This is a genomic window from Actinomycetota bacterium, assembly GCA_019347675.1.
Taxonomy (GTDB): Bacteria; Actinomycetota; Nitriliruptoria; order Nitriliruptorales; family JAHWKO01; genus JAHWKW01.
In genome coordinates, this window is record JAHWKW010000036.1 from 3,605 (window position 1) to 17,598 (window position 13,994).

The 13,994-nt window shown below is 68.3% G+C and carries 11 protein-coding genes; 6 read left to right on the forward strand and 5 right to left on the reverse strand.

The window, feature by feature from the left end:
• On the reverse strand, positions 1 to 547 hold a 547-nt coding region (locus KY462_15795), incomplete at its 3' end, for a transposase family protein (GenBank protein ID MBW3579162.1).
• 52 nt (positions 548 to 599) lie between these two features.
• Between KY462_15795 and KY462_15800 the strand changes: the two genes are divergently transcribed.
• Positions 600 to 983 carry a hypothetical protein gene (locus tag KY462_15800; protein MBW3579163.1) on the forward strand — a complete coding sequence of 128 codons (384 nt, stop codon included), beginning with the start codon at positions 600 to 602 and terminating at the stop codon, positions 981 to 983.
• Here KY462_15800 and KY462_15805 read toward each other — a convergent pair.
• The 4 genes from KY462_15805 to KY462_15820 form a co-directional block, all read right to left on the reverse strand.
• Positions 926 to 4,621 carry a DUF1929 domain-containing protein gene (locus tag KY462_15805; GenBank protein MBW3579164.1) on the reverse strand — a complete coding sequence of 1,232 codons (3,696 nt, stop codon included), beginning with the start codon at positions 4,619 to 4,621 and terminating at the stop codon, positions 926 to 928. The two genes, KY462_15800 and KY462_15805, sit on opposite strands and share 58 nt — an antisense overlap.
• 288 nt (positions 4,622 to 4,909) lie before the next feature.
• Positions 4,910 to 5,671, reverse strand: coding sequence for a MerR family transcriptional regulator (locus tag KY462_15810; protein MBW3579165.1), 762 nt, complete (start codon positions 5,669 to 5,671; stop codon positions 4,910 to 4,912).
• Positions 5,672 to 5,753: 82 nt separating this feature from the next.
• Positions 5,754 to 7,043 (reverse strand): ISL3 family transposase, encoded by a 1,290-nt coding sequence (locus KY462_15815; GenBank protein MBW3579166.1) that lies wholly within the window; start codon positions 7,041 to 7,043, stop codon positions 5,754 to 5,756.
• 197 nt (positions 7,044 to 7,240) lie between these two features.
• Positions 7,241 to 7,831: a hypothetical protein gene (locus tag KY462_15820; protein ID MBW3579167.1), complete on the reverse strand. Its 591-nt coding sequence runs from the start codon at positions 7,829 to 7,831 to the stop codon at positions 7,241 to 7,243.
• 245 nt (positions 7,832 to 8,076) lie between these two features.
• Here KY462_15820 and KY462_15825 point away from each other — a divergent pair, with 245 nt between their 5' ends.
• From KY462_15825 to KY462_15845, 5 genes are all read left to right on the forward strand, one after another.
• Complete coding sequence (locus KY462_15825; protein ID MBW3579168.1) at positions 8,077 to 8,382, forward strand: hypothetical protein; 306 nt, start codon at positions 8,077 to 8,079, stop codon at positions 8,380 to 8,382.
• Complete coding sequence (locus KY462_15830; GenBank protein ID MBW3579169.1) at positions 8,339 to 9,979, forward strand: AAA family ATPase; 1,641 nt, start codon at positions 8,339 to 8,341, stop codon at positions 9,977 to 9,979. The genes KY462_15825 and KY462_15830 overlap by 44 nt, the downstream gene beginning before the upstream one ends.
• A complete protein-coding gene (locus KY462_15835) occupies positions 9,955 to 12,495 on the forward strand; it encodes a WD40 repeat domain-containing protein (GenBank protein ID MBW3579170.1) in 2,541 nt (846 codons plus the stop codon). Before KY462_15830 ends, KY462_15835 begins: the two co-directional genes overlap by 25 nt.
• A 262-nt stretch (positions 12,496 to 12,757) precedes the next feature.
• Entirely contained in the window at positions 12,758 to 13,009 is a 252-nt protein-coding gene (locus KY462_15840; protein ID MBW3579171.1) for a BldC family transcriptional regulator, read from the forward strand.
• A gap of 648 nt (positions 13,010 to 13,657) precedes the next feature.
• A partial coding sequence (locus KY462_15845) for a helix-turn-helix domain-containing protein (GenBank protein MBW3579172.1) occupies positions 13,658 to 13,994 on the forward strand: 337 nt, incomplete at its 3' end.

The window sequence follows — 13,994 nt, forward strand, 5'->3', positions numbered from 1 at the left end:
CGGTCGACCAGATGCGCTGCCGCCACGGCCCGCGGCGGACGAACGAGGTCTCGTCCAACCCCAGCACCGTGACCGCCCCCACCCGCTCGGGGTCGTCCACCAGCGCCAGCCCGTAGGCGATCACCGCCCGGTTGACGGTGTGCCAGTCACAGCCCAGATCACCCGCCACCTCCGCGACGGTGCGGCCGTGCCGGCCGACCTGCTCGCACGCCCACCGGGCGGCACGGTCGGTGATCCCCCGGTTGCCCACCACGATGCGGTCATCGACCTGCATCCACGACCCGACCGGGCACGACCGGTGGGGGCAGCGCCAACGGACCTGCCGCCACACCAGCACCGTCGGCGTGCCGAAGCACGGCAGGTCCACCAGCCGTCGGCGGCGCGTCTCCTTGACCGTCGCCGTGGTGCCGCACGACGGGCACGCTGGCCGCGGTCCCGTCGACCGCACGTGCACCTGCATCGGTGCCGGCCAGCGCACCACACCCACGACCTCAACGTCGGACAGTCCGACCAGCAGCAGGCACATGCGCGTAGCATCGATCTCCACAGGGGCTCCCGTCGGTGGTGGCGTCGAACGCCTCCACTCTCGCGGAGCCCCTGTGCTCTACCCCGCAACCTCCACCGCGCTCACCGACCTACTCAGCCCCGCCAACTTCCGAAGCGCCGTCATGCTCTTCTCGGCCTCCGACGTGGACGCCGAGTTCCAGCGCATCAAAGCGCTCGGTGCCGAAGTCGTCGCCGAGCCGAATGAACCTGGCGGCAGCGATGGGATGCCAATCTGCTCCCTCGCCACCGGCAACTACTTCCAACTGGCGCCGCCTTGGGGCCCCAGCATCGACGTAGGAGAAGGGGGACAGCACCACCTGCGGTCATTTGCGAACTCGTCGTCGGTCAGCCACAGCATGCCCACTGAACGTCGTCTCCGTCAGCAGCAGCGCCAGACGATCCTCACAGGATTTCGGGCCCGGTCCGGCCGCACGTAGACGCACAGGGTGACGCGCGTCTCGCAGGCGCGACGAACCAGCGCCTCGATCCGGGCTTCGCAGGCCTCGAACACCCGCGCCTCCCCCCAATCGTCGATCACGAACCCCTCGAACTGCCCGTGCCGGTCGTACCGGAGATCGCCCACCTTGCCCTCGAAGCAGACTAGGTCGGCCCGATCCGGCGGCTGGGCATCGGACCCATCGGGGAAGCGCCGGCGCGCCGGCACGGCGGCCTGGTCGCCGCCGAGACCCTCGACCCGGTCGCCAATCGCACCGACGTAACGCTCGAAGACCGGCCACCAGCGGTCGCTGGGCGGGATGGCCTTCTGGATGGCGCGCAACAGCGAGAGCTTCCTGATCTCGAGCGGCAGGATGGCCGACGCGTGGTCGACGGGAATCCGGAACTCGATCCCGCCCATGACCAGCCGCGAGCGCCCTTCGACCTGTTGCACGGTCGCACGGTGCACGTCGCCGGCGACGACCCCCTGCGGTAGCCGAATCGAGATGAGCGACGGGATCGGCTTGCTCACCCCGCCCGGCACCGGGATGAAGGTAACGTCGCCGTAATAGGCGCGGATGGTGTGATCGTCGATCTTCTCGATCGGATTGCCGCTCGGACGCAAGCCCGCGAGGCGCAGGATGTCCTCGGCCGGGACGGAAGGGATGAACAGGTCGATGTGCGTTCCCGGCGGCAGGGTCTCCCACCAGATGATGAGCTCGTCGGACCGCAGCCGGCGTGCGGCCGCGCCCGCGGGCGGGACGGAGGGGGGCACGGCGGACTTGGACGGCTGGATCATCATCGTCGACGCAGCGGTCCGGCTCGCGTCGTTGCCCGGGTTGCTCGACATCTCCAGCACCAAGTTGCGCTGCGACAGGTTGTCGCTGGTGCCGGGCGTGTCGCCGAACGCGATGGGATCGTCCTCGAAGTAAATCTCCGAGACCAGGCACTGGTGGTAGTTGCGGATGAGGTCAAAGACCGAGTAGAGCGGTCCGCCCTGCTGCGGCGCCTCCGAGTAGGGCCCGTCGTTCGTCGGGTAGAGCGGGAAGTGGTGCTCATCCTGGTTGATGTCGAGCCAGGCGCCGAAGTAGCGCGTCGACTCCGTCGCCCCCTGCGCCGGGAGCGTGCGCCGGTTCAACGGATCCTCCTGCGCTGTGGCGCTCTGCGACGGGGTGTAGCGCGGGGCGGCGAAGAACGGGATCGAGATGATCTCGCCGGCGTTGCCGCCGGTCATGCCGAGCAGCGCAACGGTGTCGCGACCGTTAGCCCCCTTGACCTCGCGGCGGTAAGTGGTCCCGCTCGTCCACTCCAGCGCCGGCCCGACGGTGTTGAAGAGCCGGAACAGCACCCGCACGTCGGGCGCGGGCGTCGACACCGCCTTGTAGCGCACCTTCGCGACGGCGAAGTTGTAGACAGCCTCGCCGTCCAGCGTGGTCGCAAGCTCCAGCGTTGCGGCCTCCTGGCCCAGGGCGAGCTGGCTTCGGAACGGGTGCTCGGCGCTGTCAGTCTCCGCCTCGAACGCGGGGATCAGCTTGTCGAGGAACGTCTCGGGGGTGTCGCCGGCGGCAAACTGGGTCGTCCCCACGAACCCACCCGGGCGAATCTGGAAGACGCGCAGGTCCTGGCTTAGCCACTGCGGGTCGCCGTCCTTCATGTACGGGTTCGGCGCCTTGACCAGCCGCAGCTCACCCTGACACGTCTCACCGCCGAGGGTCGCGCGGATGATGACACGCTGGTCGGTGCCGCCGAAGGTGAACGCGTCGAGATTGGCGAAGCGGACGTCGTAGCGGAAGGTGAAGCGCTGGGCGACGTCGGCGTTGACGGTTCCGCTCTCGAAGTTGGTGCTTCCGAGGCGCACCGACATGCCCGCCGGGGTCGGACCGCCGGGCGAGCCGATGCCGAGGGTCACGTCGGGCTCGGCGCCGGGCACGCCGAGCTCACCGGCGCGGAAGCCGTCGAAGTGGAAGAAGACGGCGTCGGGGAAGACCGCCAGGCCGCCAGTCGGCTCGAGCAGGGTCGCCTCAACCTCGAGCTGCGAGAAGGTGTTGCGCTCGAGCCCGATCTCGCAGTCGAGGTGCGCGAGACGGACGAAGGCGGCCTGATGGCACGGCCGGTCGCTGCCATCGATCACCCACATCATGTAGGGGCCGGGCGGCGCGATGGCGCCGTGCGGCGGCGAGGTGATCTCAAGGGTGTTGCCCTGCTGGCTGAACGCGAGCCCGACATAGCGCTGGTCGGAGTCGAAGCTGTGGGTCATCGACCCGCAGCGCATCAGCGCCACGCGCTCGATGTCACGGTCGACCTGCACCGTGAAGGTGCGGTTATAGCCGACGAGGCTCGGCGCGCCGGAAAGGGTCGGGCGCGACTGGCCGATGTAGCCAGGCTCGTAGCGCTCGATGCGCAGCTCTTCCGCGAACTCCCCGCTTCCCGTCGACCCGGCGGTAAATACGCGGCCGTCGGGCATGAGCAGCGCGGTGAAGTGGTAGCCGCGCCCCACGGTCGCCTCGTCGTCGGCGTCGTCGAGGGGGACCCATTCCTCCTGGCCGGAGAACTCGCCCGTCTGCCAGTTGATCCCGGGGTCGTAGAGTTCGGGTCGTCGCACCGCCGTCGTGACGTCGTCGTCGGTATCGCGTCGCCAGCCGCCGACGAGAAGCACTCGGCCGGTCGGCAGGAGCACCGCGCAGCCGTTCTCGCGATCCGCGCCCGCCGCCGGCCCAGTGCGATTACTCGTCGTGGTCCAGGTGGGGTCCGCCACGTCGGCGTCGATGCGGAACGCGGTCGGGTCGGGGCTGTTCACGGCGAGGATACGCGCGCGGTACGCCGGCGGCTGCAGCGGCAAGAGCACCGACGTTCCCCTGCTGCCGCGGCTGTAGTAGCCGGGCAGCGCGGTGGTGTTCACGTCGTCGCCGGTCCAGAAACCGGTGTAGGGATCGAAGAAGCGCTTCGTGCCGCCGTTGCCGGCGGTGTCGGTGAAAAGCCGCCCGTTGGGCATCAGGCGAAAGCGGGGGTAGCTGTCCGTGTTCACGCCGTTCGGCGCCGTGATGTCGAAGTTCATCAGCGCCCAGGTGTCGGTTCCGGGTGCGTAGCGCTCGGGCGTGTTGTTGTTGTGGCGGCCGTTGTAGGTATCGGTGTCCGATGGATGCCCGGCAGCGGCGAAGACTTGGCCGTCCGGCAGCGTCACCAGCGTCGGATACCAGCGTCCGCCGCCCTGGGACTGGCTGCCGGGCTGGAAGTTGAGGTCCCGCACGCGCTTCCAGGTCCGCGCCTGCGGCTGGTACACCCAGACCGCGCGCTCGCCGTCGTAGTGCTCGTCGTGCAGGCCCGCGTGCTCCTCGGGCCATCCGATCGTGCCGCCGGCGCACAGCCACCGACCGTCCGCCAACCACGCCTGCCCACAGCAGAACGCGTTGGTGAGGGGCGCGTTCAGCCCCTCCGCGTCGAGGTCGGTGGCGAGGTTGACGCTTTCGAGAATCACGTCGTCATCGATGTCGTAGATCTGCCAATACGTGACCGGGTCCGACACCGGCGCATGGCCGGCCCAGTCGCCCATGCACATGATCTGCCCCCGCGCCCCGGTCGGCAGGAGCGCCGCGTGGATCGCGACCGTGTCGGTGCTCGTCGTAACGGGGATCCAGCCCATGCCACCCACTCCTCGCGAATACTGCCGGCCGATACATCTCAAGTTTCTTCTAAGAGGACGACCCCCCTTGAGAGCTAATGAGGAACGCTGCAGCGGTCAGCACCCACTCACTTGTCCGTAGCGTGGAGCCGAGACCGAGAAGCGATCTCTCCAACTTGATCTCTCGTGTCGTCGGTGGCTTGGATGCGGGTACTACGCGGTTGGGCATTTGCTCTTCTCCTTCGTCGGTCGTGGCCGGATGGGGCCCCCGTTCGTTGAACCAGAGACCTGAGGGGCTGTAGGGGCGTCTCAGCCCTCCTGGCGCAGGGAATTGGCCACCCACGCGTCGCGCACCCACTGGGCCAGCCCGGGGGCCAGATCCTCGTATGTCTTCGTGAACCGCGAGTCGGCAACGTACATCTCGCCGAGCTCTCGGTGCAACGCGGTCGGGCAGTCGTAGAACCAGCGGCAGATGTGCTCACGATGCTCCTCAGCCAGGTCCATGGCGTGGGAACTGTCAGGCGCGTGGCCGGCTTGCAGCGCTTCCACTAGCCTCCGGTTGTGGTCGTCGACCTCCGTCTTCATGCGTTGCCATTCGGTCTTCGAATAAGACGACGCGCGATGCTGCGACTCGCGGTAGGCGTCGGTGTCGCCCCAGTGCTCCTCGACCTCGTCGGCGTACGGGGACGGGTCGTGTTTGCCGAAGACCTCGAACAGCTCCTCGGGCTCGAGTTGGATCCCCAGCTTGTGTGCTTCCATGGTCTTCTCCAAAGCGGTGATCATGCGGGTGAGCTCCTCACGGCGGTCGCACAGGAGCTTGTGTTGGCGGCGGAGGTAGTCGATCGGGTCGATGTTGGGGTCATCCAGGAGCGCCGCGATCTTGTCCAGGCGCACGTCGAAGCCCCGGTAGGCGAGGATCCGTTGGAGCCGTTCGAGGTCACGGCGGTCATACAGCCGGTAGCCGGCGTCGGAGCGGCCGCTCGGCGCCAACAGGCCGATGTCGTCGTAGTGGTGCAGCGTGCGCACCGTCACACCCGCCAAGCGGGCCACTTCACCGACCGTCCAACCCACGACCATCACCTCCCTCACGGAGTACGGTAGGGCCTCACGCCACGGGAGGGTCAAGGCCTGGATAAAGCGGCTCTTCGGAAGTTCACGGGGTTGCAGGGGTGATGGTGGCCAGCTTGGTCCAGTCAGGACGACCGGCGTAGAGCAGCACGCGTACGCGCCAGTGCACGAAGTTGGTCATCCCGAAGGCGACGCGCTTGATCCGTTTCGCGAGGTTGTTGGCGGCTTCCGTGGGTCCGTTGGTGGCCCGTGAGCGGTGCCAGGCGGCGATCTGCGCTGCCCACCGGCGCAGGGTGCGTCCCAGCTGTTGGACCTCGGGCCCGTAGGCGGGGTCGGTGAGCGTGTCGGCCAGCTCGTTGGTCCACTCGAGGGCCACGTCGGGATCGTCGAGCTGATAGATCCCGCGCACGGCTTCCTTCGCGGTCCAGGCGTCGGCGACCTCCCCGCGAGGGTCACCGGCCCGCAGCAGTCCTTGCCGCCGTTGGCGGCCGTCGTCATCGAGCCGTTCGTCGGCGAGCACCAGCAGCTTGCGGGCCCGGTACAGGGGGTCCCGCTTGCGACCGCGATGTCCCAGTGTCTCGTTCTGCACCCTCCGGCGGGTGTCGTCGAGCCGTTCGTTGGCGATGCGGACCACGTGGAAGGGGTCGGCGACCTGGACCGCGTTCGCCAGCATCGTGTCGGCCACCAGCCGGTAGGCGCCCGACAGGTCCAACGTCACGTACCCGATCGCGTCGACCCACCCGGTGGGACGCTGCGCCAGCCACCGGCACGCCCCCAGGGCGTCGCGGCCCTCCACCACATCCAGCAGGCGCCCGTCCCCCACGATGACGGTCGACCAGATGCGCTGCCGCCACGGCCCGCGGCGGACGAACGAGGTCTCGTCCAACCCCAGCACCGTGACCGCCCCCACCCGCTCGGGGTCGTCCACCAGCGCCAGCCCGTAGGCGATCACCGCCCGGTTGACGGTGTGCCAGTCACAGCCCAGATCACCCGCCACCTCCGCGACGGTGCGGCCGTGCCGGCCGACCTGCTCGCACGCCCACCGGGCGGCACGGTCGGTGATCCCCCGGTTGCCCACCACGATGCGGTCATCGACCTGCATCCACGACCCGACCGGGCACGACCGGTGGGGGCAGCGCCAACGGACCTGCCGCCACACCAGCACCGTCGGCGTGCCGAAGCACGGCAGGTCCACCAGCCGTCCGCGGCGCGTCTCCTTGACCGTCGCCGTGGTGCCGCACGACGGGCACGCTGGCCGCGGTCCCGTCGACCGCACGTGCACCTGCATCGGTGCCGGCCAGCGCACCACACCCACGACCTCAACGTCGGACAGTCCCACCAGCAGCAGGCACATGCGCGTAGCATCGATCTCCACAGGGGCTCCCGTCGGTGGTGGCGTCGAACACCTCCACTCTCGCGGAGCCCCTGTGCTCTACCCCGCAACCTCCACCGCGCTCACCGACCTACTCAGCCCCGCCAACTTCCGAAGCGCCCCTTTGACGTGGCCACCCATACCCCACATCTTGCCGTATAGGAGGAGGGAGGGGACCGCCTACCCCCTTCAGCTTATTCTTACGACGACCCCGCGATGCGTGCCTTGGCGCGGTTAAACTTGGCGAGGACATCCGGGTCCAACTCGAATCCGGGTACGAAGATTTTCTTCGCCGCTTCGCCCTGCTTCCCCAGCTCGGGCAGATGCCGGGCGGTCGCGTAGGCGATGATGTTCGCGATCAGGAACTCGGCGTCGCTCTCCCAGTCGCCGTCCAGTAGTTCTAAACTCGACGGGACCGGCTCGAACTTCGTCACAGTATCTTCTTTTCCCATAGTAATGATCAGCCCGACAATGGCGAGGATCTCTCCGGCGGTTTCGAACCACTCTTTGAGGATGTCCATCGTCGATTTGATATTAATTTCCAGGTCCTCGACCTCGCCGTCCTTCGTGACTCTACATGTGTAAAAGCACTGGTCGTCAGGGCGGAAGCGTTTGCGGTGCGACAGGTGACGACCGTCACCACCGTCTATCTTCAAACCGTCGGATGTCTTCGACACGCTGATTTTCTTCACGTTGAAGTCATGCCCGAACTTCGTCCACTCGACATCCTTCAGCTCCGGTCCGTCGAGCGCCGCCTTCATGGCTTTTTGGAAGCCCTCGCGATTGATCATGGCACCCCCCTTTGTAGGTGCTGCCTTCCCGCTCCCGCACCCAGCTGGGTCCTAGCTGCTGTGTTCGCGGTAAGCGGACCGGCAGACAGTTCGCGAGGCAACACGGGCGGCGTAAGAAGAACGTAAGAAGGATGCGGAAGGGTGGTCGCGTGGCGGTCTCTCGTTGCTGAGGTCGGCGCCGTTGGCTCACGCGGTGTTGTCCTACCGGGGGAGGCCGTGGGAGACTGCTCTTCACGGAGGGGCAGATGGCGGCACGGATCTCGCTTGCGGGGCGCATTGCCGTGGCGGTCGACACCCACCAGGTCGACGAGCGGGCCTTGCCGGGTAGCCAGGCACGCGTGGTGCTGGCCCTGCTGGTCTGTGAGCGGCACCGGCCCGTGTCCCGCGATGAGCTTGCCGACAACCTGTGGCCAACCGAGCGTCCAAACACGTGGGAAACGGCGCTGCGTGGTGTGGTGCGGCGGGTGCGTGGCTTTTTGGTTTCGGCGGGGTTGGGAGACGCTGCAGATGGTGCGGGCTTCGGCCGGTGCCTACCGGGTTTACCTGGCTGAAGACCTGCAGGTGGATATCGAACAGGCAGCGGCGGGCACGGACAGGGCTGAATGCGCTCTCGTCGCGGGGGAGCCTGCAACGGCGGGGCAGCTGGCTGCTCAAGCCCGGGCGGTCCTGGGGCGTCCGCTGCTGCCGGGGGTGGAGGCCCCGTGGCTGGACGGTAAGCGACGGGAGCTGTCCCGTCTGCTGCTGCGGGCGCTGGAAATTCTGGCGGAGGCGCGGCTGGTCTCGGGCGAGTACGGGCATGCTGTGGCCGCCGCGGAGGAGGCCGTCACGCTCGACCCGTTCCGCGAATCGTCACATCGTTTGTTGATCCGAGCCCATCTCGAGGCAGGCAACGGAGCGGCGGGTCTGTGGGCCTACGAGCGCTGCCGCCAGTTGCTGGCCGAGGAGCTCGGGGTTGACCCCGCCCCGGAGACCCAGGCGCTTCATGCCGTGATGCTGCGGGCTGGCGCTGCGCTCGAACCGGTCGCGCCTGTGCCCCGGACGTCCTCTGTGACCGCACGCTCAGCGAAGGTGTGTCCCTATCGGGGGTTGCAGACCTTCGAGGAGGCAGACGCCGAACACTTTTTCGGTCGCGACGCGGACGTCTCCCGCCTGCTCGAGCGCCTCGAGGCCAGCAAATTCCTCGCCGTGCTCGGGCCCTCCGGCAGCGGCAAGTCCTCGCTGGTGCGGGCGGGGCTGATCCCCGCTCTGCGCCAGGGGGCCCTGCCGGCGTCCGACACCTGCGCGGTACGGGTCCTGCGCCCAGGCTCTGAGCCGATCAAGACGCTCGCCCGCGAGCTCACCAGACTCGACCCCAGCCTCGATGAGCCGGCGACGGCGAGGCGGCTGTTCGAGGACGACCGAGCGCTCCACCGGACGGTCGAGGCCGCCGCGGACGCGGGGTCTCCGCGGGTCGTGTTCGTCGTCGATCAGCTGGAGGAGGTCTTCACCCTGTGCGTCGACGAGGAGCAGCGGCGGGCCTTCCTCGATGCGTTGGCCACCGCTGGAACGGCGCCACTCGGGCGGGTCATGGTGATCGCCACCTTGCGGGCAGACTTCTATCCGCGGCTGGCCGACCATCCTCGATTAGCCGATCTGGCCTCGTCACACCAGTTTCTGGTCACGCCCATGGACGAGGTGGGGCTGGCCGAGGCAATCGTGGGACCGGCTCGGAAGGTGGGGCTGAGGCTGGAGGAGGGCCTGCCCGAGACCATCTTGCGCGACGTGGCCCGACAGCCGGGATCGCTGCCGCTGCTGGGCCATTGTCTGCTGGAACTGTGGGAGCGCCGAGCCGACGGCACGCTCACCGTGGGGGCCTACCGAGACGCCGGAGGGGTGGAGGGCGCCCTCGCCGGTCGGGCCGAAGCGGTCTACCTGAGTCTTTCACCCGACGAGCAGCTGGTGACCCGACGGGTCCTGCTGCGGCTGACCCAGCCGGGTGAGGGATCGCACGACACCCGCCGCCGCGTGTCGTTCTCGGAGCTGCCAACTCAGCCCCAGGAGTGCGAGACGGTGGAGACGGTGGTCGACAGGCTCACCGAGGCACGGCTGGTTACAACGGGGGGGACCCTACCCGCGACCGCTGGGTGGAGGTGTCCCACGAGGCCCTGATCCGCGGCTGGCCACGGTTGCAACGGTGGGTCGAGGAGGACCGCGGGGGCCTGCGGGTCCACCGTCGGCTAACCGCAGCTGCCGCTGAGTGGGAGCGGTTGGGCCGCGACGAGGGCGTGCTTTACCGGGGAGCTCAGCTCGCGGAGGCAACGGCCTGGGAGCAACGTCATCCCGACGCTGCCAACCCGCTCGAACGCGCCTTCCTTGAGGCGGGCCTCACGGCTGAGGAGTCGCAGCGACGACGTCGGCTGCGCCGCCTGCACTTGGTAACCACTGCGCTTGCCGTGGGGATGATCATCGTCTCAGGACTGGCCGTGACTGCGTCACGGGAGCGGAACCGCGCCGAGGAGCAGCGGCGACTGGCACTGTCACGGCGGGTGGCCGCTGAGGCCGTCAACCAGTTGTCGATCGAGCCGGCTTTGGGTTTGGCCCTGGCTGTGGAGGCGGTCGAGGTGGCATCTACCCGAGAAGCCGTTGCCGCGCTACGGCAGGCTCTGGTGACCCCCCATCCACGACTTGAGCTGCCCGGCGGCCGGCAGGACTTCACGCTTGATCCGACGGGGAGTCAGGTCGTCGTGGGCGACGAGGACGGCATGGCCCGTGTGTGGGACCTACAGACCGGCGCCGTGCTGCAGGTGCTCGAGGGCCACGCCGGGAAGGTGATCGTGACGTCGTTCAGCCCCGACGGACGATGGCTTGTGACCACCGACGAGCAAGGGGCCCGCATATGGGACGCCGCGAGCGGGTCGCTGCTCCACGTCCTCGGTCACGGCAGGGGCGTCTACGGGGTGTCGTGGAGCCCCGACGGCCAGCAGATCGTCACGGCCAGCTTCGAGGATGTCATCCGCGTGTGGGATGTGGCCACCGGCCGCCAAAGCACGACGATCGGGGCGCCGACGGCCGTCTCGTTTGCGCACTGGACCCCGGATGGCGAGGCGGTGCTCGCCTGGAGCGCCATGGACCCGCAGCTTTACCTGTTCGACGTCTCAACCGGAAAACAGCTGGCCGTCTTACAAGGTCATGACGACGCCGCCGTCGATGCCCGGGTCAGCCCCGACGGCCAGTACGCGGTCAGCGTCGGGTTGGATTCCACGGCTCGGATTTGGGACCTTCGAGCGGGCAAGGAAGTCGCGGAGCTGGACGAATTCAGCACACAGGTGTGGACGGCGAGATTCAACACTGACGGGAGCCTCATCATCGTCGGTGACGCCGCCGGCACCGTCAGGGTCGCCGAGGTCCCAACCGGACGCACCAGGTTTGATCTCCGCGCCCACACCGACGCCGTCGTCGGTGCTGAGTTCAGTCCTAGCGGCGCCGTAGCCGCCACGGTAAGCGCCGATGGAACGGCGCTAGTGTGGGACGTCGATACTGGCCAAACCCGGGAGATCCTCAAACTCAACGGTGCTGCGCCGCTGGGCCTCGAGGCGCGAACCGTGATTTTTACCCCCGACGGGCAGCGCTTGCTTACCCGGGCTGCGACGGTTCAGGTCTGGGACGTGCCCGCCGGCCCTGACATGGTCCTACGGGGGCACGAGACGTATGTGGGCGCGCTCGCCTTGTCCCGCGACGGCAAGCTGCTGGCGACCGGCAGCCAAGATGGGACCCTGCGCGTCTGGGACATGTCCAACGGCGACGACCTGTGGACCCGCGAGCTCGCGGAGAGCCAAATATCGGCGGCCTCATTCAGCCCCAACGGCGGGCTGCTGGCAACGGCGAACCCGATCCCACCAGCGATTAACGAACGGACGGTGCCCCCGACCATGTGGGACGTGTCCACGGGAGGGCGCGTGCGTCACCTGCCGGTTCCGGCGCCGACCCATCCTCCCTGCCCGCTTGTCTGCCAGACTTCCTTTGTGGCGTACAGTCCCGACGGCACCACGCTGCTGACCGCTGGGCAGGAAGGGGTGGTCCGACTGTGGGATCCAGCCACAGGAGAGTTGCTCCGGGCCCTGCAACCAGCCAACCGGCAGCTGCGCGCGATCTCCTCCAGCCCCGATAGCCGGTGGATCGCCGGCGCCGGCTGGCGGACCGTGCCCGTCTGGGATGTGGCCACCGGCGAGCTAGCCCGCATCCTGCCTGCCCACGGCATAGGGGTAGCATTCAGCCCCGCCGGAGACCTACTTGCCGTAGCCGGCGACGACGGCGTCGCCAGCATCTGGGAGCCGGCAACCGGCCATGTGGTGGGCGAGCTCCGTCACCCCTCGGCGGTGGCAGGTGTGGCGTGGAGCCACGACGGCCGCTTCGTGCTCACCGCAGCCGGGGACGGAGCCCACCTGTGGGACGTGGCGTCACAACAGCAGATCCAGGAGTTCACCGGCCACGGAGGTGCAGGATCCGTGGCTTTCGCCCGCGACGGTTTGGTTGTCGTTGCTACCGCCGACGGCACCGTCCACTTCCATCGCTGCGCAGTGTGTGGCTCGGATGAAGACCTGCTCCAGATGGCGCGCGACCGGATCATCCGAGAACTCTCACCGGTCGAGCGGCAACGGTTTCTGCATGAGGTAGGAGACCGATAACCGGCCACTGGTTGTCTCGCTTTCGACCGTTGCTTTGGTCGCGGCGAAGCCTGTCGCCGACTCGCGCACCACGGCCTTCCGAAGAACCCCGAGTCACGCCACGTGAAATCGTCGTCGCTGACCGTAACCCCAGCTGTGGCGTGGACGCTAACGCCCTTGCCGGGCAAGTCGCTCGGGCACGAAAGATCGCACCAAGGAGGCATAGCGTCCGGGTGTCGGGCGACCGACCCCCAAGCGCGCGCCACCTGGGGAGGCAGTCGGGATGCGGTACACCGGTAACGACAACGACGAACTGTTGACCCCCGCAGAGGTCGCCAAGCGGTTCGGCGTCAACCCCAAGACCATCACCCGGTGGGCGGACGCCGGGAAGCTCACCGCCATCCGCACGCTCGGCGGCCATCGCCGCTACCGCGAGTCGGAGATCGACGCTCTGATCGAACAGCACGCCGAACCCCGCCAGGAACGGGGACGCGACCAGCACCCGTTTCGGACAAGGAGAGGACCCCGCCCCTAGGGCCGGCGTGCGGGCTGAGCAAGAGAGCGTCGTGCTTCTCCCCGAGCTCGATGACCTATCCCACCTCGCCGCGGACCCGCTGGCCTGCACACTCCGCCGAGCTGCGCATCGCCTCAACATCCAATGGTGGGCAACGTTCGGACTCCCCGTTACCGGAGGTTGCGCGTCAGCCGGCGCTTGGCGCGCGCAGGCCCATCGCGGACAAGCCGGCGCTCCCAACGGCCATCGGGTGGGGCGCAACTCCCGCGGTTGGTCGGAGCCGCGGTCGAGTGCTGTGCCGTGGCGTTCAGGCAGCCCCTGCGCCGGCTTCAACCTGAGTGAGCCGCATTGCGAGTCGGCTAGTGCTAGTTCAGCCCCGGCCTGCTCGAGGAGTGCCTCTCCTCGCGGCCGCGACGCCCCGCGCTGACACCGCCCGCCGGCGGAGGAAGCCCGCCGCGGGCCGCGATCAACGACGCGCCTTCTCCGTGGCGCCGGGGACGACGGTCTGGCACGGTTGTAGATACGACGAACGGGGAGCTGACGTCGGTGAATCCAGACCTCCTGACATAGCGGGCTGAATCTTTGGAATTCTGCCTCAAATGCTCGACTTCACGTCCCAAATGCGGGATAATCTACGCAGAGTTTCAGCCTGGATTGCGTGGAGGGGTGGTGGGGTCGACGATGGTGGCGTCGCCGCGAGTGTGGGAGCCGCCGTTGCCGCTGTCGCCACCGTGTTCGATCCCGGTCGCGCCTGGGGTGGACCTGGTCGAGACCGACGAGGGCGGCCAGGTCTGGCTCAACGGGATGATCAGCTTCGTGTGGGCGGCCGACGACGAGGTGGGCCGGCGGCTGGCCGCGGTCAGCCTGGTCGAGACCAAGGCGGCGCGCCAGCGGCAGGTCGCCGCCGCGTTCGGGGTCGACGAGACCACGGTGTGGCGCTGGCGTCGTGATCGCGACCAGGCGGGGGTGGCGGGGCTGGTGGGTGAGCGTCCCGGCCCTCGGGGTG